Genomic DNA, 21,853 nt, shown 5'->3' on the forward strand with positions numbered 1-21,853 from the left:
GGTCGCCACTGGTATTTGTGACAGTTTTGTAAACGCGAAATGAATTGTGTAATCAGAAGTTTACAAAACCGCTACCGCTTTTCACTTGAGCTATCGCCAACCTTGTCAGATTATCCGCGGGAACTGATTACGGGAGCTGACATGAACTGGAAAATTCTATCTATGAGTGCATCTGCCCTGGCCGTTAGTGCCAGCGTTGCATTCGCGCAAACCGAAATTCAATGGTGGCACGCCATGGGCGGCACCAACGGCGAGCGGGTCGACAAGATCGCCGCGGATTTCAACGCCAGCCAGTCTGACTACAAGGTGGTCCCGACCTACAAGGGCAACTACACCGAAACGATGACCGCCGCCGTGGCCGCGTTCCGGGCCAAGGAACATCCCCATCTGGTACAGGTTTTCGAGGTTGGCACCGCCACGATGATGGCCGCCGAAGGGGCGATCTATCCGGTTGAAAAGCTGATGAACGACGCCGGCGAGAGCTTTGACAAGTCGGATTTCCTGCCGGCCGTGATTTCCTATTACCAGACGCCTGAAGGCGAGTTGCTGTCGATGCCCTTTAACAGCTCGACCCCGGTGCTGTGGTATAATGCCGACGCGCTGGAAGCCGCCGGCGTGACCCCGCCCGAGACCTGGGACGAGGTCAAGACCGCCGCCAAGGCGCTGGTCGATAATGGCATGGAATGCGGTATTTCCTTTGGCTGGCAGTCCTGGGTCATGATCGAAAACTACTCGGCCTGGCACGATATCGGCCTTGGTACCAAGGAAAACGGTTTTGCCGGGTTCGACACCGAGTTCACCTTCAACAACGATCAGGTCGCCGCGCGGCTGGATGACGTGGCCGCCATGAGCAAGGACAACCTGTTCAAGTACGGCGGACGGCGCGGCGACAGCCTGCCGATGTTCACCAACGGCGAATGTGGCATGTGGATGAACTCTTCCGCCTATTACGGCTCGATCAAGTCACAGGCCGAGTTTAAGTTTGGCCAGACGATGCTGCCGCTGGACACCTCCGTTGCCGACGCACCGCAAAACTCGATCATTGGCGGCGCGACCCTATGGGCGCTGGCTGGGCACGCGGACGAGGAATACAAGGGCGTGGCCAAGTTCATGACCTACCTGTCCTCGCCCGAGGTGCAGGCCTGGTGGCACCAGGAAACCGGCTATGTCCCCATCACCACCGCCGCGTATGAGCTGAGCAAGACCCAAGGCTTCTATGACAGCAACCCCGGCACGGATACGGCGATCAAACAACTGAGCCTGAATACGCCCACGCCCAATTCGCGCGGTCTGCGCTTTGGCAATTTCGTGCAGGTGCGCGACATCATCAACGAAGAGATGGAGGCGCTCTGGGCCGGTGACAAGACCGCGAAAGAGGCCCTGGACGCCGCCGCCGAGCGGGGCAACGCCCTGCTGCGGAAGTTCGAACGCTCTGCGAACTGACCCTGTGCCAATGAACCGACCCGGCGGACGTGTTCCGCCGGGTTGCGGCATTCCATGAAACACCGCCTGAACGCTGATGCTTAAACGGGTCCATTTCCCCGCGTCCCTGCTGCCATACCTGCTGGTGGCGCCGCAGATCCTGATCACGCTTGTCTTCTTCATCTGGCCTGCCAGCCAGGCGATCTATCAATCCTTCCTGATCGAAGACGCTTTTGGCCTGTCGACGGAATTCGTCTGGTTCGAAAACTTCTCGCTGCTCTTCGACGATGATCAGTACCTGGCCACGTTCTGGCGCACGATGTTCTTCTCCTTCGCGGTGGCGGCGCTGTCGATGTCGGTGGCCCTAGTGCTGGCCGGGTTCGCAGACCGGGTCGTGCGCGGTGCCACGACCTATCGCACGCTGCTGATCTGGCCCTATGCTGTCGCCCCCGTGCTGGCCGGGGCGCTCTGGGTGTTCATGTTCAACCCGACTTTGGGTATCTTTCCGTTTCTGCTGGACATGGTCGGGATCGACTGGAACCACTACCTGAACGGCAAACAGGCGATGGCGCTGGTTATCCTTGCCGCCGCGTGGAAGCAGATCGCCTATAACTTCCTATTCTACCTGGCCGCCATGCAATCCATTCCGCGCTCGGTGATCGAGGCCGCCGCCATCGACGGCGCCGGGCCGGTGCGGCGGTTCTGGGATCTGATCTTTCCACTGATTTCACCCACGACCTTCTTCTTGCTGGTCATCAACGCGGTCTACGCGTTCTTCGACACGTTCGGGATCATCCACGCGGTCACCCAGGGAGGGCCGGCAAACGCGACGACGATCCTTGTCTACAAGGTCTACAACGATGGTTTCGTGGGTCTTGACCTTGGCGGATCGGCGGCGCAATCGGTGATCCTGATGGTCCTTGTGATCACCATGACCGTGATCCAGTTCCGGTATGTTGAACGGAAGGTCGAGTACTGATGGTCGAAAACCGCCCCCTTCTGAACCTTCTCAGTCACCTGGTCCTGATCCTGGGCATAGCCATCGTGGCGTTGCCCATCTGGATCACCTTTGTTGCGGCGTCGCATGACGCGGTGCGGATGACACAGGCCCCGATCCCGATGCTGCCTGGCCCCTATTTCTGGGAGAATTTCAAGCAGACGCTGTTTGGCGGCGGGCTGTCGGGGACCGAGGTTGCCCCGGTCTGGCGCATGCTCCTGAACTCACTGGCGATGGCGATGTTGATCGCGCTGGGCAAGATCGCGATTTCGCTGCTTTCGGCCTTTGCCATCGTCTATTTCAAGTTTCCCTTCCGAATGGGGTTCTTCTGGCTGATCTTCATCACCCTGATGCTGCCGGTCGAGGTGCGAATCCTGCCCACGTTCGAGGTGGTCGCCGACCTGGGTATGCTCAACAGTTACTGGGGCTTGTCGATCCCGCTGATTGCCTCGGCAACGGCCACCTTCATGTTCCGCCAGGTGTTCCTGACGATCCCGGACGAAATGCTGGAAAGCGCACGGATCGACGGCGCCGGGCCGCTGCGGTTCTTCTGGGATATCCTGGTCCCTCTTAGCCGCACCAACATCGCCGCGCTGTTCGTGATCCTTTTCATCTATGGCTGGAACCAGTACCTCTGGCCGCTGCTGATCACGACCGACACGGACATGACGACCATCGTCATGAGCATCAAGCAGATGCTGGAAGCGGCCGAGCAATCCCCGCAATGGAACATCATCATGATGACCGCGCTGCTGGCAATGATCCCGCCGGTTTTCGTGGTGATCGCGATGCAGAGGCTCTTTGTGCAGGGCCTGACCGAGACAGACAAATAGGCAGCAGAACATGGCGTCCATTACCCTGAACAAACTGGTCAAAGCCTATGGCGACACCGAAGTGCTGCACCATGTTGACGGCCAGATCGACGATGGTGAGTTCATCGTGATCGTGGGCCCGTCCGGTTGCGGGAAATCCACGCTCCTGCGGATGGTGGCGGGCCTGGAATCGGTGACATCGGGCGACATAAGCATCGGCGAAAAGGTCGTGAACGACCTGGAACCGGCGGACCGGGATATCGCGATGGTGTTTCAGAACTACGCGTTATACCCGCACATGAGCGTGCGGCAGAACATGGCTTACGGGCTGAAGATCAGGAAGGTTTCGAAATCCGAGATCGACCGCCGCGTCGAAGAGGCCGCCGACATACTGGAGATCCGTCCGTATCTGGACCGCAAACCGCGGCAATTGTCGGGTGGCCAGCGGCAGCGCGTCGCGATGGGCCGGGCCATCGTGCGCGACCCGCAGGTATTCCTGTTCGACGAGCCGCTGTCGAACCTCGATGCCAAGTTGCGCGTACAGATGCGCCTGGAAATCCGCAAACTGCAACAGCGTCTCGGTGTCACCTCGATCTATGTCACCCATGACCAGGTCGAGGCGATGACATTGGGCGATCGTCTGATGGTGCTGAATGGCGGATATGTCGAGCAGTTCGGCACGCCGATCGAACTATACGACCGGCCCGAAACCATCTTCGTTGCCGGGTTCATCGGTAGCCCGTCGATGAATTTCCTGACCGCGACGGCGCGGGGCGGCGCGCTGACCCTCGGCAATGGCGCCCGGATTGACATCGCAGCGGGGTCGGATGCGGAAACGATCCTCGGGCTCCGGCCGGAACATCTGATCCCTGATGAAACCGGACCGATCAAGGTCAGGACCGAATTGCAAGAGCAGCTGGGTGCCAACACGTTGCTGCATGGCACCCTGGACGGCAGCGACGAACAGATCGTCGTCAGCCTGCCGGGCCACGTGGCGGCCTCGCCGGGGACGATCATGTCATTCGGGTTTGAGCAGCAGAATATCCATTTGTTCGATCCGCAGACCGGTAAACGTATCAACCCGGCGTGACAGGACGCGGCAGCCGTCCACCAGAGAACTGCCGGCGATAAACAGTGACCGCAGCGGAGAACGGGCACCTGCCCGGCCGGTCGCGATTCCCGATGCCAGATATAGTCATGCCAGGCCTCTGAAGGCCCGGAAAAGGCTATTCCGACATCACGAATATGGGCATTTTAGCGCGTGTCACATATTAAGGACTGGTAATGCCCAAATATGGTCTTAATTCACATTTATAGGTTTCCCATGACCCGACGCGTTGTCGGGCATGCGTAACGAGTGGAGTCGGTCTTTCATGAGTATATTGGGTAAATACCCTTCGCTTCAGCAGGGGCGTGTGAAGTTTGTCCCTGCTGAAGCGCAGCTGAGCGAGGCCGAAACGCTCGAGGATTTTGTGCGGATAATTCGCGTTCGGGAAAACAGCCGGGCAAAACGTGCGCTGCTGCCCGAGCTTGGCCCCGGCGAGGCCGTGCACGATCACGGCAGAAATTTTCTAAGACGCCTGAGGCAAAGGATCCTGTGCCTGCAATAGCCATCAAGCCGAGCCAGAGGCGAATCTTCATTTAGACCGAACGGAACCGATCCTGTACGCTGGAAGATCGACCATTTCGGGCGGTTGGGTCCCGAAAGGCGGCCGAACCCTCGCGAAACAGGATATAATCCTGTTGGTCTTGCGAAAAATCGAAGGGTATGGCCCTGAAGCGCGTTCAATAAAACCGGCCTTCGAAACATCCATGCGCCAGGAAATGATCCCGGGCCCTGACCTTCGTGCGCGCGATGTCTGGGTTCAGGATGAAATACTGCGCGGTCCGTTTCGCTCAGCTGAATTGGGAAACTCTCTTACCGCTTCGACCTTGCCAACAGCGAACATTTGGTAAAGCTAACGGGTCATGAGCATATATAAGTTCGGCGCGGATCTGGCGCTTTCCGCCCGGTTGCCACGATTTGGCCTGACCACGCGCGAGCCCGTGCGTGTTGGCCTGTTGGCGTCGCCGACCGGCGATGCCGCCAAGCCGGGGATTCCCGGCCTGAACGGCTGCAAGCTCTGGGCCGAGCGGGTCAACACGAAGGGCGGTCTGCAGATCGGCGACCGGCGCCGGCTGGTCGAGGTAATCGCCTTTGACGACCAGCTTGATCCGGGCCGCGCCGTACTGGGTGTCAAACATCTGGTGCTGGAGCAGGAGGTCAAGTTCATCCTGATGCGGGGCGGCGACACCGTCTCCGGCATCGTGGATTTCCTGAACCGTCACAAGGTTCTGGCCAGCACAAATTCGCCCAGCGATCTGGGGCCGGACAGGCCCTATCTGATCGCGCCATGTCAGTGCCATCCGTTATATGTGGCCATCGGCGTGGACTGGCTGCGCGAGAACCGCCCCCAGCTAAAGACCGTCTCGATCTGCGCGCAGCAGGACAGTGTGGGACTGCAGTCATTGGCAACCTACCGGGCGGCGTTCAAACTGTCGGGGATACAGATCGTCAAGGAAGTCCACTATGCGGCTGATACCCATGACGTGGAGGGAATCGTGGACGCGATGCTTGGGCCGCAACCCGATATCATGTGCTGGAACACTTCCAGTGAGCCCCTCATCCATGCCTTGAGCGAGGCGGCTTATCGCAAGGGCTTCAATGGGCAGATCCTCTCCTATGCTGCGGATAACTACCAGTCGCTGATTGCCAGGACGAGCGCGGAGTTCATGGAAGGAACGGTTTTTCATTTCCCCGAATTCGATGATCCGGCGCTTGGCGCGGGTTTCATCAACTTTCCGCAACCCGCCGAGTTCTATGCCGAATACAACCGCCGCTTTCCCGGTGAATGGAGCCCGGATTCCTGGGTATATTGCTCTGTGCTGGAAATGTGGCGCAGGGCCGTGGAGCGGATCCAGACTTCCGATCCGGTCGCCGTGCTGTCGGCGATGAAGTTCGGCGGATTTTCTGCAAACGTATTCGGTGATGCCCGGTGGTGGGGGCGCGAGATTTTCGGCATGGATCACGTTCTGATCGGATCCTGGCCTGTGGTTGAAATCCGGAACAAGAAAGCGAAGATCGTGGAGTTTCGCTCGGTTCTGGACTGGTGCAACATCCACGGCGACGCCTTGGTGCAGGAAATGCGCGACCTTGGGCAGACATGGCATCAAAGGTCCGAAGACAGCAGCGCGTGACGCAGGTCAAGAACCACGCATCAGATCCTGGTTGAAGTCTGTCAGCAGCAGTTTCAGGTATTCCACCGCCGCTTCGATATCTCGTTGTCTGATGGCTTCGCACAGCGAACGGTTCTGCAACTGATATTCGCGAATGCGCGCAGGCGTGAGTGACTTCTGCCGTTGCGCTGCCCAGGCGGCATCCCGGCTGACCAGGTTGATCATTTCGTAGGTTGCGACCAGCAGAGGGTTGTGACTGCCGTAAGCGATCTGCATCCGTAACGCATCATCCAGTTCGGCAAATCTCTCTCCATCAGTGACGATCTTGTCCATCTCATCCAAGATAAGGAAAAGCTGTTTGATGTCGTTGGGCGTCATGCTCAGCACCGCAAGCCGCGCGATTTCAGGCTCGATGATCGAGCGGGCGACGCTCAGTTCCAAAGGACTGGTATTGTCGCCCAGCTCTGTCAGGTCCAACATGCTGCGGGGCGGGGTGATCTGGGTTTGCTCGTCGGCCTGCCGTGCGCGGGGCCGATAGCAGACCACCGACCCGCTGCCGGCCTGGCGTTTCGTGAGCCCGTACTCCTCCAGCAGAGCCAGCGCCTGGCGCACCGTGTTTCGCGATACGCCGCATTTTTGCGTCAATGCGCGCTCCGACGGCAGCCGGGTGCCGTAGCTATGTGTTCCTTTCGCAATTTCGCCGAAGATCTCATCCGCGATTCGCCGGGCATCGGCGGAAACGGGCGTCCTGATTTCGTCATCGACATCCCAGGGCGGGTGCAGAATCGTTGCCATTACGTTGCCTTCGTCCTCTTGCCGGGCTGCAACCCCTGCGGAGGGGCTTTGGTTTCTGACATAATGTGGCCGACCGCCGCCGCGCCGTTGTCCGGGTTGCCAGACCATTGAACTCATTCAGGAAAACGCTTCCTGACCAGGTGGCTTCTTCCCCGTGGGCGATGTCGGTGCAACAACATGTTTATCCCAATTACAACCAATTTCAACCAATTAAGCCGGGAAAATTCTATAATTGATCTCTTTTGGTCTATCTTTGGTGCTAAATTGCACTAATCTGGTACTGCACCACAAGATTAATGCTCATCCGAAACTGCCAATTGGGATGAGAAATAAGACAAGGCGCACAACAGCGCCAACAGACAGGGAGACAAGTTATGAAGTTCAGACGTTATGCCTTGGGTCAGACGCGCCGGGGGTTCCTGCGGGGGTCGGCCGGATTATTGGGGTCGTCAGCGTTGCTTGGCGCCGTCGGGTCAAGGGCCTCGGCCGCTGACAAGGTTATAAAAATTGGCTTTCTGGCGCCGTTGACCGGGCCGGTCAGCGCCTGGGGCAAACCGGGGCTTGACGGCTGCGAGATCTGGGCGGAGAGGGTCAACGCCGCCGGTGGCGTCAAGCTGGCCGACGGGGATTACATGGTCGAGTTCGTGCCCTACGACAATGAATATGACCCGGCCAAGGCACGAACCGGCGCAACCAAACTGGTCCGCGAGGACGGCGTGAGCTTCATCATGATGCTTGGCGGCGATACCTGGCCGGGCGCCCAGCCGGTTGCCGATAAGACGGGCATGCTGTTTTCGACCCTGCTGCCTTCGGATCTGGCGCCCGACACGCAAACTCTGCTGGCCCCGGCAGAGGTCCACCCGATTTACAACGTGACAGGCGTCGAATGGCTGGCCGAGAACCGGCCCGAACTGAAGACCGCCGTGATGTGCGCGCAGGACGATGCGCTTGGGCTGCCGTCGGTCGCAACCTATCTGGCCGCGTTCGAGGCCGCCGGTATTGAAATGCTGGAGGAACCGCTGCTGTTCGATCCGGCCACCACGGATTTTGCGCCGGTCGTGACCAAGCTGATCGCGGGCAACCCGGATATCGTCTGCCTTGATACCTGCTATTCCGACTATGTTCACCCGATCGCGGAACAGCTGTTCCAGCAGGGCTATGAGGGCCAGATCATCAGCTGCACGGCGGATTTCTACGACCAGATGATCGAAAAGACGTCGAAAGAGTTCATGGAGGGCTTCGTATTCCAGTTCCCGGATTTCGACGATCCGGCGCTGAATGGCGACAATATCAACTTCGACGATCCCAACGGGTTCTTCGCCGAGTTCAACAACCGTTTCCCCGGACAGTGGGGCGCGGTAAGCTGGGAATATGCGTCGATCATGGATCTGTGGAAAGACGCCGCCGAAAAGGCCGGCTCGGCCGATCCGGACGCGGTATTGGCGGCGATGAAAGAGGGCGGCAAGGGCCTTCATGCCTTTGGCGAGGCCAACTGGTGGGGCACCGACCTCTTTGGGATCGACAATGCGCTTGTCGGTGACTGGCCGGTTGTCGTGATCCGCGACGGCAAAGCCACGATCGCCGAATTCCGCTCGATCCCGGAATGGTACGACAAGCATGGCGAGTTGTTGAAGAAGCACATGTCTGCCTATGGGCAGATGTGGGATCAGCGCAGCTGATCCGTAACCGGATGCGCTGACAAGGGCGTTGCCTGGAACCGATGGTCAGGCAACGCCGGGTTTCTCTGTAACTGGCGGGAAGGGATCATGGCTGATCTACTGATGCAGACCGGGCTGAACGCAATCTATGCCGCAAGCTACATTTCGCTGATCGCGGTCGGCCTGGTGCTGATATTCGGCGTCATGGGCGTGATCAATTTCGCCCATGGCGAGCTCTACATGGCGGGCGCCTATGCGGTGGTGCTTTTCTATTCGGATTTTCAGATGCCTTTCCTGGTGGCGATCGCCGCGGGGCTACTTTTCGTCGGATGTCTGGGGCTGGCGATGGAGCGGGCGCTGTTCCGGCCGCTCAGGGGCAATCCGCTGGGCGGGCTGGTGGCGTCGATCGGGTTCTTGCTGATCCTGCAATCGCTGGCGGTGATGGGATTCGGCGTGCGGATGGAGCATATCCCGCCAGTGACCCAGTACGTGATCGAATTCTCCGATCGTGTTCGGCTGCCGCTGTCCCGTCTCTATGTGATTTTGGCGGCGGTCGTCCTACTGTCGGCGCTATGGATCTTCCTGAAGAAAACCCGTTTTGGATGGGCGTTGCGTGCCGCGGCGCAGGATCCCGAGGCGGCGGCGCTGCAGGGTATTTCCATCACGCAAACCGCGCGGATTGCCATGTTCATCGGCGCGGGGCTGGCGGGTATCGCGGGTGCCCTGACAGCGCCCCTTGTTTCGGTTCAGCCCCATATGGGACATTCGGTAATCGTCACGGCCTTCATCGTCATCATCGTGGGTGGGGTGGGATCGCTGGAGGGCGCAATCGTTGCCTCGATCGCCTATGCCATCGTTCATACTTTCGTCACGACATTCTATGACGGGGTGATCGCTGATATCGTCGGTCTGTCGCTGATGCTGCTGGTCCTGATCGTCAAGCCCACCGGCCTGTTCGGGAGTGCGGATCGTGCGTAACCTGATCGTTCTGGCCGCCGGATTGGCCGCGCTGATCGGCCTGCCACACGCTCTCAGCTTCTCACAGCAGGAAATCCTCGTATTCCTGACGATCAACATCCTGCTGGTATCCTCTTACCGCCTGCTGACATTGACCGGCGAATGGTCGCTGGGTCACGTGGTCATCATGGGCGTGGGGGCCTATGCCAGCGCGCTCTATACCAAGGAGCTGGGCATCTACGTGCCCGTCGGCATCCTGTTGGGCGGGATCACGGCGGCGCTGCTGGCGGTGCTGCTGTCCTTTCCGCTGTTTCGGATGAAGGGGTTCTATTTCCTGATCGGCAGCTTTGCCGCCGGTGAGATCATCCGCCTGCTCTGGAAACGTTTCCGCGACCCGTTCGGCGGGCCGAAGGGGATCAAGGGGATCGACCCGATGCCGGATTTCTCGATCGGTTTCTACGATTTCGATTTCTTCGAGCCGGTCAGCTACTATTACCTCTCCGGGGTGGTGGTGTTGGTGTGCCTGTGGATCCTCTGGCGGATCGAGCGCAGCCCCGTTGGCCTGACCTTCCACGCGGTGCACTGGCAGGACAAGCTGGCCGAGGCATCCGGCGTCAACCTGCGTGCTTACCGGACGCTGGCCTTTGCGATTGCAAGCGGGTTTGCCGGTATCGGCGGCGCGCTGCAGGCACATTACCTGGGAACGATCAATCCAAACAGCTTTGACGTGGACCTGATGGTGTTTGTCCTGACCTGGGCCATCGTCGGCGGCACCGCCACGTTCTATGGGCCAATCCTGGGCTGCGTGGTGCTGACCGTCTTGAACGAGATCATCCTGCGCGAAATGGGGTTCGAGCAGATGCGCCCGCTGATCTACGGCGCAATCATGATCCTGTCGATCCTGTTCATGCCGAAGGGGCTTGAAAGCGTGGTTCAGCGGTTCACCACAAAGCGCACGGCCGAAAGCGCGCCGCGGCAGGAGGCAAACACATGACCCATTTCCTTGAAGTCGATAACCTGACCATGCGCTTTGGCGGTCTGACCGCGGTAGACGGGCTGAGTTTTCGGGTCGAACATGGCGAGATTCACGGGCTGATCGGGCCGAACGGGGCGGGCAAGACCACCACGTTCAACATGATCTCGGGCTTCTACAAACCGACCGAGGGGCATGTCCGCCTGCGGGGTGAAAATATCTCAGGCCTGAAGATGCACGAGGTTGCGCGGCGCGGTGTCGTCCGCACCTTTCAGCATTCGACCCTGTTTGCCGAACTGACGGTCATGGACAACGCGCTGGTCGGCACCCATATGCCGTTCCGCCCCAATATCTTTGCCGCCATCATCGGCTGGGACCGTGAGGACCGGCGCGGGGCCGAGGCGCGGGCCAACGAGGCGCTGGAGTTCTTCGGCCTGGCGGACCTGAAGGATGATCTGGCCGGCGATCTCAGCCACGGCCACCAGCGGGCGCTAGGCATGGCGGTTGCCTATGCCAGCCACCCGGACGTGATGTTGCTGGATGAACCCTTCACCGGCATGAACCCGGAAGAAACGCGCGCCATGATGGAGCTGATGCGCAAGCTGCGCAACGAGGGGCTTACAATCCTGATCGTTGAACATGACATGCAGGCGATCATGGGGCTGTGTGACACCATCACCTGCATGAGTTTTGGAAAATTCCTGGCCGAAGGTGGCCCGGATGAGATCCGCAACCACCCCGCCGTGATCGAAGCCTATCTGGGGGGTGCGCGGCATGTTGCTTGAGATGAAGGATATCTCGGTCAACTACGGCAAGGTGTCGGCGGTGCGGAAGATCTCGATCTCGGTGCCCGAGGGCAAGATCGTCACCATCATCGGCGGCAACGGCGCGGGCAAGACAACGACCTTGCGGGCGATGTCCGGCATGGTGCCCCTAAGTGGCGGCGAAATCCATTTCGAAGGCACCCGCGTTGACGGGTTGACCAGCGACAAGATCGTGGCGCGCGGCATTGCCCATGTTCCCGAGGGTCGCCGAATATTCCCCGACATGACGGTCGAGGAGAACCTGCGCACCGGGGCATTTCTGCGCCGCGACAAGAACGCGGTCGAAGACGATCTTGAGAAAGTATTTGCGCGATTCCCACGGCTCAGGGAACGTCGTCGCCAGATGGCCAAGACGATGTCGGGCGGCGAACAGCAGATGCTGGCGATCGGCCGGGCGCTGATGTCGGCACCGAAGCTTCTGTTGATGGATGAGCCATCGATGGGTCTGGCGCCGGTCATCGTCGAGGAAATCGCGCAGATCATCGAAGAGATAAACGCGCAGGGCCTGTCGGTGGTGCTGGTAGAGCAGAATGCCGAGCTGGCGCTGGAACTGGCCGATCATGCCTATGTACTGGAAACCGGCAACATGGCGTTGGAGGGACCCGCAGATGAACTACACGACAATGACCATGTTCGCGCCGCGTATCTGGGGATCTGATCCGGAGATGCGCATGGCCCGGCAGGCCGGGTGGCGCCGCGCCGATCTGATCTGGGAGCGGCTAAGCGAGGCCGGAAACGCGGCCCTGTCACAAGGCAGGACCGGTCCGGCGGCGCGGGCATTTCGTTTGGCACACCTGGTGGCATGGCTGTGCTTTGCGCGAACCGACCCGCGCTATGCGACCAGCCTGGCGAATGCCGGCCTGATGGCGATGCGCCGTGGGCGGACAGGCACCGGTGCCCGGCGGCTGGCACGGGCGCGGGCGCTCTGGCAAAGGGTTCCAGAGCGGCTGCCCGACATCACCATTGCGCCGCGCGCGCGCAGTTCGTTATTTCACTTGCGCATGGAGGCCCGGCACCGGGACACCTACCACAGCAACATGCGCGCACGGCTGCTTGGATTCGTGGAAGAGACCGCCCGGGCCCTGAATGACCTGTCCGAGGGTCGCGCGACGGACCTGCGGTTCTATTCCCGCTGGCGGGGCGAGAAACCGAACGTGTTCGATGACACGCGCATATACCTCTCTGCCGCGTTGCTGCTTGCCGGCGAACATGTCGACCAGGCCCGTACCCCGGAACGGCAGTAGAAATACCGCTGATCCTGTACTGCGCTAGATGCTCTGGTCCATCGATTGCGACGGCACCTGTTCGGATTGGTGCCAGCGCACGACCTTCGCCGGAATGCCGGCGACCGTGCAATTGGGAAGAACGTCTTTCAGCACGACGCTGCCGGCTGCGACCTTGCTCATGGCGCCGACCGTCACGTTCCCCAGGATCTTTGCGCCCGCGCCGATCATGACCCCCTGCGCGATCTTCGGATGGCGGTCCCCGACCTCGTTGCCTGTGCCGCCCAGGGTCACGTTCTGCATGATCGAGACATTGTCTTCGACAATCGCCGTTTCCCCGATCACAACGCCGGAACCGTGATCAACAAGTACACCTCTGCCAAGCTTTGCCGCGGGGTGGATGTCCGGGCCAAGGGCAAACGAGACGCGGTTCGCCAGCCAGGCTGCAAGCTCGGCGCGGCCGTCATGCAGCAGCTTGTGCGAGATCCGATGCGCCTGCAGAGCCTGGAACCCCTTGTAATTGACCAGCGCGTGAAGGAAGCTGGTGCAAGCGGGATCCCGTGTGCGAACGGCTTCGAAATCCGTAACCACGGCGTTCGCAATCGACGGGTCTGACAGCAATACCTCGGCAAACAGGTCCGACAGCGCCTGACCTTCTGCTCTATCGGTTCGCAGCACTGCTGCCAACTGCTGTGCCAGCATCCACTCCAGCGAGCGTGCCGTGGCCAGGGGTTCAAGGATGTCACGCAGGATCGGTTCCTGCGCGCCCACCCGATCAACCTCTGCCAACAGGGCTCGCCACATATCCTGCCGCGAATGGCCGTTTGCTCTTATCACTTTCACGGTATTCTCCTTCGCCGCGGGTTCGCCCGATACTGGCCAGGCAAGTCAGAAGTTCTCGACCAGCGGGCGCAGTTCGATTTCGTAGGTCCAGGCGCTGTTGTGCTGCCGAGAAAGCTCAAGATAGGTCCGCGCTATTTCCTCGGGATGGAGCGTGGTGTCGGGGTTGTCGTAGGGATGTCCGCGTTCCGGTTGCAGGATCATGCCGTCCAGAACAACATGGACAACGTGGACGTTCTTGGGTGCGAGTTCGCGCGACAGGCTTTGGCAAAGCCCGCGCAATGCAAATTTGCCCATCGCGAAAGGGGCGGATTCCGCAAAACCTTTCAGACCTGCCGAGGCGCCGGTAAACAGCATCGTTCCGCTGCCCCGCGGGATCATCCGCCGGGCGGCTTCGCGGGCCACGACCAGTGCCCCCCACCCGTTCACCGACAGGGTTGAGCGCACCACGTCCAGATCGAGCTCGGCGATCGGGCCGCGGGTATAGGCGCCCGCATTGTAGACGACCAGATCGGGCGCCCCCAGTTCCGCGTCAACCTGCGTGAACAGGTCCTGAACGCTGGCCGCGTCGGACGCATCACAGGCAAAATGCCTGGCGCCTGTCTCCTTGCACATTCCTTGCAACGCATCCGGATGCCGCGACGCGACCGCCACATCATATCCTGCGCGCTGAAAGGTCCTGGCAAGCGAGGCCCCGAGTCCGGGGCCCGCGCCAACGATCAGGGCGATCTTATTCATGGAACTGTTGCCAAGACACGGGCGATGTTGCCGACATCTTTACGACCTCGACGGGTGCCCGCAGCCAATCCTCATACTGTTTGAAGACCTCTTTCGTGTAATCCTGCGCATAGTGCAGATCCAGCGCGTCCTCGTCTTCGAAGCACTCGAACAGGTTCAGGGTATGGTCCGAGGTCTTGCTTTCGAAGGCCGAAAAGACATGGCAGCCGACTTCTTCCAGTGTCGGCGGAACGATCCGGTCCAGCGCGGCCTTGGCCTCTTCGAAATGCTCCGGTTTGGGCTGGATGGTCGCGAAAAGGAACAGTTTCTTAGTATCAGACATTTACATTTCTCCCATGTAGACAGGTTTCAGACCCTTGATAAGCTCGGCCTGGATCGGCGCGACAGCTTCATTGACAGCGGTGACGCCCATATCGTGGCCCACCTGCGTACGGATCGGACGCGGCGCATCCATCTCGACCAGATCGGCGATACGCTCGGCGACGTTGTTGGCGTCCGTGCTGGTGTCGCCCTGATCGAACATGCCCTGGAACATCCCCAGAAGCCGGTCCCGGCCCTTTGCCAGATCGCCATATTCCTGCACGCGCGTCGTGTCGTTCGGAGCGGGCGATGTCGTGACGAGGTCGGTCCCGTGGCCACTGGGTTCGACAAGGATCGATTCGATGCCAAAGGGTTCTAGTTCGTAGTGCAGGGCCTCACAATAAGCTTCCATCGCCCATTTGCTGGAGCAGTAGAGCCCGAAGAAGGGCATGCCAAACCGTCCCGCGGCCGAACTGAGGTTGATGATCAGCCCCGATTTTCGTGGGCGCATATGGCTAAGGGCGGCGCGGCTCATGCGTATGATGCCATAGAGGTTGACGTCGAACAGTTCCTTTGCCTGGTCGAGTGAGAAGGCCTCGGTCAGGCCGACCGGCATAACGCCTGCGTTGTTGACCAGCGCATCAAGCGGCTGCGCCGCCTCGATCTTGGCGATTGCCGCCTCGCAGGCCACATCAACGGTCACATCCAGTTCGATCGGTTCAATACCGCCGGCGACCTCGTTCGAGAAGGCGACAAGGGTATCTGCAGCTTCCTTGTTCCGCCCGCTCACATCGCGCATCCCCGCGTAAACCTTGTGCCCTCGCGTCGCGAGCACTTTTGCCGTAAGCAGCCCGATGCCGCGGCTGGCTCCGGTGACTAGGATCGTCTTTTGCGTAGTCATTTCTGGGTTTCCTCTGTTTTGAATATCGTGCGCATGAAAAGCGCCAGCGGCTTGTCATTGCCGCTGGCCTTCATCCGGGTAAGCGCCCCGCTCCACGCGTTCATGAGCCAGTCGGCGGCATCGGAAGGGCTGAGATGCTGAAGCCCGATTTCCGACAGATCCGCCGCGCTTAGGCAGTTGGTCAGCTCGGCAACGAGCTCATCCCAATGTTGATCCAGCTCCGCCCGGAAGGCCGGCCGCTTGTCCGCCAGTTCGGTTGACAGGTTGCACATCAGGCAGCCTTGCGTGTACTGACGGCTTTTCATGTCCGCGCGCGCGCCGTCAAAGAAGGAGCGCAGGCGTGCTAATGGCGGTGTTGAGGGATCACCAAGGCAGTCTCTTGCGTATTCAACCTGTCTTTCATGGTAGCGGCGGGCAACCTCGATTCCGAACGCTTCCTTGGAATCGAAGTAATGGTAGAAGGATCCCTTTGGCGCGGCGGCTTTGGCAAGGATGCCATTGATACCGCTCTGTGCGTAGCTTGTTGACCGGATCGCCTGTTCTCCGGCTTCCAGCAGCTTTTCCCGATTGGAAAGATAAGCTTTCTGGTCATGCGGGCGCGCCATTCCGAACTCCTAACGTTGCGTTCGCACCGTTATTAGACCAGTCTCTTATTAATGGACATTAACAAAAACTCACGACGGCGTGAACGCCCATGCAACAGTTTTTCAGGCTAGCTGAATAACGGAATAAGCCGGCACCCCAGGGAGGAGGAAGGGGCGCCGGCTCAAACTAACGGCTTCGGGAGGAAGGACCGTCAATCATCGGTGTCTAGCTGACTCTGGGAGGAGAAAGAGCCGACACCTTTCAGGGCCAATCCGTTTGGGAAGGCGCTGAATCTGTTTTGGTGCACCAGTCGTCTGCTTCCGCAGGAGCAACTAGAGACCATCGTATTCATAGGTCGCCAGCGTCTCTGCGTGGCGCCTGATATCGCTGCGTTCAACCCCGATCTTCGTCAGTTGCTCGTCGGTATATCCGTTGAGCACCGATTGCATCCGAGCGATCTGAATCCTTGTTCGTATCTTCGACAATACATGGTGCATCATCGCTGCTCCTTTGTTCGCTCCTGCGGGCATAGGCCGCCAAATTTGCCGCTTTTTTGACCACGGCCCTCGATTGTTTTGCCGTCCGTCCAGGTGGACGCTTGCAATTGTCATCGGGTTGGCTTCCTACTCTTGCTGCGCTGCAGAATTTATGCTGCACTGCAGATATAGCGCGCCGAGATAGCGCTATCTACCCGATGATCGAGCAAAGGGGCTATGCAAATTTTGAAAGGATAATTCAGAAGCATGGATGTTTCATCTCAGATGTTACTATTTGTAAAGGTTGTAGAAATGGGCAGTATCTCTGCCGTCTCTAGGTCCGCCGGACAGATGCCATCGACGGTCAGCAGGCAGATCCGGCAATTGGAAGATCATGCCGGCTACCGATTGCTGCACCGCAAAAAAACAGGGGTCTCGTTAACCGCCGAGGGCAGGGAGTTTTACGAAAAATGCCGCGCCGTCGCCGACACCTATTGTGAGGCCGAGGAACTTATCTCGGGCTTCGGTGGAAGACCCCGGGGCGTGCTGCATGTCGCTTCCAGCGTGGCTTTCGGCAAGGCGCAGCTGATACCGATCCTGCCAAGGTTCCTGAGTAGCTACCCGGAGATTACGTTTTCACTGGAGCTGACCGACCGGGTGATCGACGTCGAAGAAGAGGACTTTGACGCGGCCATCAATTTTGCGGAGCAGCAGCAAAACCCGAACGTGATTACCAGAAAGATCATGAAGAACGAACGCATTCTATGCGCATCGCCCGAGTATATCGAGCGTCACGGCTCGCCGGTTTCGTTCGACGACCTGGTAAATTTCAACTGCCTGCGGACATCTGACGCCGCCGACCGCAACGATTGGCGTGCCGAGATGGGGGGCATTGAATACAATGTCGGGGCGACGGGAAACTTCCAGGGCAATAGCGCAGATACTGTCTATCGGGCGACGCTGGCCGGCCTTGGCATCGCGAGGTTGTCTACGTACCTTGTGACCCTCGACATCGCGTCGGGCGCGTTGGTCCGGGTGCTGCCGGAATACACCCAGAAACACGCCGACATCACCGTTGCCTTCGCGGACAGGCGCAACCTGGCCCCTAAAACCAGAGTATTCGTCGAGTTCCTGGCAGACCATTTCAAGCACGCGAAAAACGGCAATGAAGCGTAGCTGTTCGGTCAACTGCCGGGTTTCCGAAGTCTTGACGAGGCCAACATCAGGATCGCGCAGATAGACCGGCTTGATGACCCCTAGCGCGCGGGGGTGGGGCGGTTCATGGTCTGTCTTGCTTTTGGATTGTGATTGTAATCCAAAATGTCAGGCTTTAGATTTCGCGCTGACTCTCTCGCAGTTGCCGAAAGGAATACCCATGCGTGTCGACAGGGAGACCGCCAGGAAAAACCGCGAAGCTGTTGTCGACGCCGCCGCGCGGCTGTTCCGCGAGCAGGGGTTCGATGGCATCGGAATCGCACCCTTGATGAAACAGGCCGGGCTGACGAACGGAGCGTTCTACAAACAGTTCGAAAGCAAGGAAGCCCTGGGGCTGGAAGCAACCGAGCGCGCGCTTGAGCAGAACCAGACGGCGTGGCGGGAAACTCTGGAAACGGCACAGGGCGATGCCATCTCAGCCTTCTGCAAATGGTATCTTGCACAGGATCATATCGCGCATCGGGGCGTTGGGTGTGCATTTTCCACCTTGGCAAGCGAGGCGCCGCGTCGGGGCAAGAAAGCAGAGGCGATTTTCGCTGACGCGATCGAACAATCGCTCGACCTGCTGGGCGGCTATGCACCCATGGATCGGGCAAAGGCACTAAATCTCATCAGCGGCTTGGTCGGCACGCTGATACTGGCACGCGCCGTTGGAGACAGCGATCTGCGGACGGAAATCGTTGCTGCGATGACTGAAGGTACCTCTGGACTGTCACGCTAAGCCCTTAATCTATCCGAACATTCAATCCTGGCACGCGTGAACCGCAGATACTGCGCCTCACGTAATTTTCATCGAGCTCTGAACTGATTTTCCTTGTTTAGATTATGAATATAATCTTATCTCCCCATAGGAGCCAAATGGAGTCACGTGAATGCGATCAGATCTTTTGCCTGCCAAAGTCGGGAACGTGGTGAACACCCGGAGAAACTCACCGCAAGATCGCGTTCGTACCTCTCGCAGGCCGAAATCGGCGGTCCGTCGGCAGCCCAAGGTCTGGGCCCTGATTGCCGCCACTATGGTCCTGCTGACGGGCATGCAGACCAACGCGGGCGAGTTACAGGAATTCGAAGAGCGCGTGGCGCATCACACCGTTTCAACATCTGGCATCAATATTCACTACGCCGCGACAGGAGAGGGTGACACGGTTCTTTTCCTGCATGGCTTTCCGGACCACTGGCTGACCTGGTGGCGGCAGATGGACGCCCTGTCGGAAAATCACCACGTTGCCGCGATGGACCTGAGAGGCTTTAACCTGAGCGAGCAGCCGATCGCGCCCGACGCTTATGAAGTCGACCACCTGATCGCGGATGTCGAAGCGGTCATCAACGATATCGGGTCCGGCCCGGTCACCCTGGTCGGGCATGACTGGGGCGGGTTCGTGGCCTGGCATGTGGCGATGCGTCGCCCGGAGTTGATCTCGCGTCTGGCGATCGTCAACATTCCTCACCCGTGGTCGGTGGCACAGGCGCTTGCGACAAATCCCGCGCAGGAAGCGGCCAGTCAATATGTCGATTTCTTTCGCAGTCCGGGCGCGGCCGATGCCATCACACGTGACCAGATCAGCAGCTGGATATCGGACCCGCTCTACCTGATGCGTCACAACGCGGCGATGGACCGGTCGGAAATGAACGCGATGCTGAACTATTACCGAACGCTTTATCCGCAGCGTCCCTACCACCCCTATGACACGGAACCGGCAAAGATCACCGTGCCCACGCTCGTGATCTTTGGGGCGCAAGATCCGTTTCTGTTGGTGTCCGGGCTCAACGATAGCTGGAACTACGTGGCGGCGCCCCTGACGCTTGCGATCTGGCCCGATGCCGGCCACTTCGCCCAGCACGACCAGCCAGAACGCATGAACCGCGTGCTGCAGGACTGGCTGACCTCCAACTGAGCCACCGGGGCGACCTGGCAAGAAAGAAGGAATATCGGCGATGAACGGAAAGAGAATTCTGATCACCGGCGCCACCGGATTAACCGGTGGGCACGCGTTGAGGCAGTTGATAGGCGGCGATATCCGGATCAGGGCGCTTGTCCGCACTGCGGATGATCGGGCAAAGGCGCTTGAGCAGATGGGCGTCGAGATCTTTACCGGCGACATATCGGATTTCGCGGATGTTCGCCGTGCGTTGGCCGGTGTTGACAGCGCCTATTTCGTTTACCCGATCCGGCCGGGGCTGGTATCCGCCACGGTGCAATTCGCCGAAGCCGCGCGGGAAGCAGGCGTTCAATACATCGTCAACATGTCGCAGATCTCGGCAGGCCCGGACGCAACCAGCAAAGCCGCGTTGGCGCATTGGCTGTCAGAACGCGTGCTGGATTGGTCCGGTGTTCCGGTCACCCATCTTCGCCCGACTTTCTTTGCCGAATGGATGACGCGAACGGCCCCCATGCTGACCCGCGGTGACGTCATCTATCTGCCCTTTGGCGGTGGCACCCATGCACCAATTGCCGGCCCCGACCAGGGAAGGGTCATTGCGGAATTGCTGCGATCACCCGATGCCCATATCGGCCAGACATACACGTTGGTCGGCACAGAAGAGGTGACGCCCGAAGCGATGGTAAACCAGTTGGGGGCCACGCTTGGCCGCAACCTCAAATACCTGCAAATCCCCGCGACGGATTTCTGTGAATCGATCAAGCAGCAAATTCTCCATTCACATCTAGACAAGCCTGAAGCCTACCTGACCGCGAAGCTGGCAGAGGTCGATTTCCTTGCGCAGCACCTGACCGAAGTGGCCAAGGATTATGCCGCCGGAAAGTTCGGGGGAACAAATACTGCGATCGTGGACATCACCGGCACACCACCGCAGTCCCTTGAAACATTCCTTCAGGAAAACAAAGCGGTATTCTGATGTGACACGCCCGGATCGGCAGACCGGGCAGAAGCTCAATCCGCCGTCTGACCCTCTCTGATATCCGCGATGGTCTGGCGCAGGAGCAAGATCTTGCCGCCAACGTCTTGCGCATTCAGCAACCCCTGCTCGGTCAAGGTCTCTTCGACCGCCTGCAGCCAGCAATCGAAGTAGCGGTCTTCAACCGCGCCGGCGCTTTCGGCAGGTTCGCTCTGTTCCCGTTTGGGTATCAGTGCGGCCAATCTGGATTGGAACGCGGTCCAGGGAAAATGACCTTGTTGAACCATCGCCACGATAAGGGCAAAAATACGGGTCTGCCAGGGGGCACGAAACAGCGGACCCTCATCGGTGATCGCCGGAATCGCGCCGCGTACCTGCGCGATGACCTCTCGGTGCTGATCAAGCGGGTTCAAGATAGCTCTCCCACAGATCCAGGCAGACACGCCCGTTGGGGTCCGCTGCGCTTCCCCACAGATCCGTCGCCAGAAACTCCACCGTGTAGCAATGCTGCGGGCACGGGCCCCGCCCCGCGGCCATGCTGTCGGCAAACTGGAACACGCCGGAATTCGCGGTAATGCAGCCCACATGCTTGCGCGCGTAACGCGGCACGCGGGTATGCCCGGCGGGGCTGTTGGCGAGAACGCGAACCGGTTGCCCCATCCCAAAGCGCGGTGTGGCCGCCGCAGAAGGGAATGTCATCTCGGCCCCGGCTCTGGTGGCCGCCAGTACCTCTGCCGGGCCGGCGGCAGCGTGACCTTCCTGCACGATGTCGAACCGTTTGCGTCCCGTGTCCAGTTCCTGCTGATCGACCAGTCCGGCCTCTTGCACCAGCATCGCGGCGGCAATCGCCCATTTCTCGAAATAGTCGCGGCGCAGATACTCTTCCGGCGCGATGCGCTCGATCGCGTGGCGGTGCTCGTCCGCGCAGAAAGGCACCGACCAGGCCAGCGCCTCGGTCAGGGCAAAGGCGCGTTTCTGCCAGTCGTGGTCGAATGTCCCGTCCTGATCGCACGGGATATTGCCGAATCCGTGCATGCCGCCCATATCGTGAATTCCGTCCATCCT

Annotated in this window: 25 protein-coding genes; 16 read left to right on the plus strand and 9 right to left on the minus strand. The window is 59.6% G+C overall.

Features of this window, described 5'->3' with window-relative positions:
• Positions 1–141 precede the first annotated feature (141 nt).
• The 6 genes from ugpB to AAFO92_RS21005 all read left to right on the plus strand — a co-directional run bounded on the left by ugpB (position 142) and on the right by AAFO92_RS21005 (position 6,468).
• Positions 142–1,443 (plus strand): sn-glycerol-3-phosphate ABC transporter substrate-binding protein UgpB, encoded by a 1,302-nt coding sequence (gene ugpB, locus AAFO92_RS20980; protein ID WP_347538609.1) that lies wholly within the window; start codon positions 142–144, stop codon positions 1,441–1,443.
• Positions 1,444–1,519: 76 nt separating this feature from the next.
• On the plus strand, positions 1,520–2,401 hold the full coding sequence (gene ugpA, locus AAFO92_RS20985) for a sn-glycerol-3-phosphate ABC transporter permease UgpA (RefSeq protein ID WP_347538611.1): 882 nt from the start codon (positions 1,520–1,522) through the stop codon (positions 2,399–2,401).
• A complete protein-coding gene (gene ugpE / locus AAFO92_RS20990; protein ID WP_347538613.1) occupies positions 2,401–3,252 on the plus strand; it encodes a sn-glycerol-3-phosphate ABC transporter permease UgpE in 852 nt (283 codons plus the stop codon). Before ugpA ends, ugpE begins: the two co-directional genes overlap by 1 nt.
• 10 nt (positions 3,253–3,262) lie before the next feature.
• Complete coding sequence (locus tag AAFO92_RS20995) at positions 3,263–4,321, plus strand: sn-glycerol-3-phosphate import ATP-binding protein UgpC (RefSeq protein ID WP_347538615.1); 1,059 nt, start codon at positions 3,263–3,265, stop codon at positions 4,319–4,321.
• Between the two features lie 283 nt (positions 4,322–4,604).
• Positions 4,605–4,841: a hypothetical protein gene (locus tag AAFO92_RS21000; RefSeq protein ID WP_347538617.1), complete on the plus strand. Its 237-nt coding sequence runs from the start codon at positions 4,605–4,607 to the stop codon at positions 4,839–4,841.
• Positions 4,842–5,199: 358 nt separating this feature from the next.
• Complete coding sequence (locus AAFO92_RS21005; RefSeq protein WP_347538618.1) at positions 5,200–6,468, plus strand: ABC transporter substrate-binding protein; 1,269 nt, start codon at positions 5,200–5,202, stop codon at positions 6,466–6,468.
• A 6-nt stretch (positions 6,469–6,474) separates the two neighbouring features.
• Here the strand turns inward: AAFO92_RS21005 and AAFO92_RS21010 are convergent, their stop codons facing one another.
• A complete protein-coding gene (locus AAFO92_RS21010) occupies positions 6,475–7,242 on the minus strand; it encodes an FCD domain-containing protein (protein WP_347538619.1) in 768 nt (255 codons plus the stop codon).
• 374 nt (positions 7,243–7,616) lie between these two features.
• Here AAFO92_RS21010 and AAFO92_RS21015 point away from each other — a divergent pair, with 374 nt between their 5' ends.
• The 6 genes from AAFO92_RS21015 (at position 7,617) to AAFO92_RS21040 (ending at position 12,898) form a co-directional block, all read left to right on the plus strand.
• A complete protein-coding gene (locus AAFO92_RS21015) occupies positions 7,617–8,921 on the plus strand; it encodes an ABC transporter substrate-binding protein (protein ID WP_347538620.1) in 1,305 nt (434 codons plus the stop codon).
• Positions 8,922–9,008: 87 nt separating this feature from the next.
• A complete protein-coding gene (locus AAFO92_RS21020) occupies positions 9,009–9,878 on the plus strand; it encodes a branched-chain amino acid ABC transporter permease (RefSeq protein WP_347538621.1) in 870 nt (289 codons plus the stop codon).
• Positions 9,871–10,851, plus strand: a complete 981-nt coding sequence (locus tag AAFO92_RS21025; protein ID WP_347538622.1) for a branched-chain amino acid ABC transporter permease — start codon at positions 9,871–9,873, stop codon at positions 10,849–10,851. The genes AAFO92_RS21020 and AAFO92_RS21025 overlap by 8 nt, the downstream gene beginning before the upstream one ends.
• Complete coding sequence (locus AAFO92_RS21030; RefSeq protein ID WP_347538624.1) at positions 10,848–11,615, plus strand: ABC transporter ATP-binding protein; 768 nt, start codon at positions 10,848–10,850, stop codon at positions 11,613–11,615. Before AAFO92_RS21025 ends, AAFO92_RS21030 begins: the two co-directional genes overlap by 4 nt.
• Complete coding sequence (locus AAFO92_RS21035) at positions 11,605–12,312, plus strand: ABC transporter ATP-binding protein (protein WP_347538626.1); 708 nt, start codon at positions 11,605–11,607, stop codon at positions 12,310–12,312. Before AAFO92_RS21030 ends, AAFO92_RS21035 begins: the two co-directional genes overlap by 11 nt.
• The gene (locus AAFO92_RS21040) at positions 12,263–12,898 is read left to right on the plus strand and encodes a tetratricopeptide repeat-containing protein (protein ID WP_347538628.1); all 636 of its coding nucleotides are present in this window, start codon (positions 12,263–12,265) and stop codon (positions 12,896–12,898) included. The genes AAFO92_RS21035 and AAFO92_RS21040 overlap by 50 nt, the downstream gene beginning before the upstream one ends.
• Before the next feature lie 24 nt (positions 12,899–12,922).
• Here AAFO92_RS21040 and cysE read toward each other — a convergent pair whose 3' ends face one another.
• The 6 genes from cysE to AAFO92_RS21070 form a co-directional block, all read right to left on the minus strand.
• A complete protein-coding gene (gene cysE, locus AAFO92_RS21045; RefSeq protein ID WP_347538630.1) occupies positions 12,923–13,720 on the minus strand; it encodes a serine O-acetyltransferase in 798 nt (265 codons plus the stop codon).
• Between the two features lie 45 nt (positions 13,721–13,765).
• The gene (locus tag AAFO92_RS21050; RefSeq protein ID WP_347538632.1) at positions 13,766–14,455 is read right to left on the minus strand and encodes an SDR family NAD(P)-dependent oxidoreductase; all 690 of its coding nucleotides are present in this window, start codon (positions 14,453–14,455) and stop codon (positions 13,766–13,768) included.
• Positions 14,448–14,777, minus strand: coding sequence for a putative quinol monooxygenase (locus AAFO92_RS21055; protein ID WP_347538634.1), 330 nt, complete (start codon positions 14,775–14,777; stop codon positions 14,448–14,450). Before AAFO92_RS21055 ends, AAFO92_RS21050 begins: the two co-directional genes overlap by 8 nt.
• Entirely contained in the window at positions 14,778–15,656 is an 879-nt protein-coding gene (locus AAFO92_RS21060; protein ID WP_347538636.1) for an SDR family oxidoreductase, read from the minus strand.
• Positions 15,653–16,261: a TetR family transcriptional regulator C-terminal domain-containing protein gene (locus AAFO92_RS21065; RefSeq protein ID WP_347538638.1), complete on the minus strand. Its 609-nt coding sequence runs from the start codon at positions 16,259–16,261 to the stop codon at positions 15,653–15,655. Before AAFO92_RS21065 ends, AAFO92_RS21060 begins: the two co-directional genes overlap by 4 nt.
• 312 nt (positions 16,262–16,573) lie before the next feature.
• Entirely contained in the window at positions 16,574–16,741 is a 168-nt protein-coding gene (locus AAFO92_RS21070) for a hypothetical protein (protein WP_347538640.1), read from the minus strand.
• Between the two features lie 243 nt (positions 16,742–16,984).
• Between AAFO92_RS21070 and AAFO92_RS21075 the strand changes: the two genes are divergently transcribed.
• The 4 genes from AAFO92_RS21075 to AAFO92_RS21090 all read left to right on the plus strand — a co-directional run bounded on the left by AAFO92_RS21075 (position 16,985) and on the right by AAFO92_RS21090 (position 20,788).
• Positions 16,985–17,893 (plus strand): LysR family transcriptional regulator, encoded by a 909-nt coding sequence (locus AAFO92_RS21075; protein ID WP_347538642.1) that lies wholly within the window; start codon positions 16,985–16,987, stop codon positions 17,891–17,893.
• 199 nt (positions 17,894–18,092) lie between these two features.
• A complete protein-coding gene (locus AAFO92_RS21080) occupies positions 18,093–18,653 on the plus strand; it encodes a TetR/AcrR family transcriptional regulator (protein WP_347538644.1) in 561 nt (186 codons plus the stop codon).
• A gap of 151 nt (positions 18,654–18,804) precedes the next feature.
• A complete protein-coding gene (locus AAFO92_RS21085; RefSeq protein ID WP_347538648.1) occupies positions 18,805–19,827 on the plus strand; it encodes an alpha/beta hydrolase in 1,023 nt (340 codons plus the stop codon).
• 40 nt (positions 19,828–19,867) lie between these two features.
• Positions 19,868–20,788 (plus strand): NmrA family NAD(P)-binding protein, encoded by a 921-nt coding sequence (locus AAFO92_RS21090; protein ID WP_347538650.1) that lies wholly within the window; start codon positions 19,868–19,870, stop codon positions 20,786–20,788.
• Between the two features lie 35 nt (positions 20,789–20,823).
• Here AAFO92_RS21090 and AAFO92_RS21095 read toward each other — a convergent pair whose 3' ends face one another.
• Positions 20,824–21,201, minus strand: coding sequence for a nitrile hydratase accessory protein (locus AAFO92_RS21095; RefSeq protein WP_347538652.1), 378 nt, complete (start codon positions 21,199–21,201; stop codon positions 20,824–20,826).
• Positions 21,188–21,850: a nitrile hydratase subunit beta gene (gene nthB, locus AAFO92_RS21100; protein ID WP_347538654.1), complete on the minus strand. Its 663-nt coding sequence runs from the start codon at positions 21,848–21,850 to the stop codon at positions 21,188–21,190. The genes AAFO92_RS21095 and nthB overlap by 14 nt, the downstream gene beginning before the upstream one ends.
• Between the last annotated feature and the right edge of the window lie 3 nt (positions 21,851–21,853).

Source organism: Roseovarius sp. CAU 1744 (assembly GCF_039839345.1).
Classification (GTDB): domain Bacteria; phylum Pseudomonadota; class Alphaproteobacteria; order Rhodobacterales; family Rhodobacteraceae; genus Roseovarius.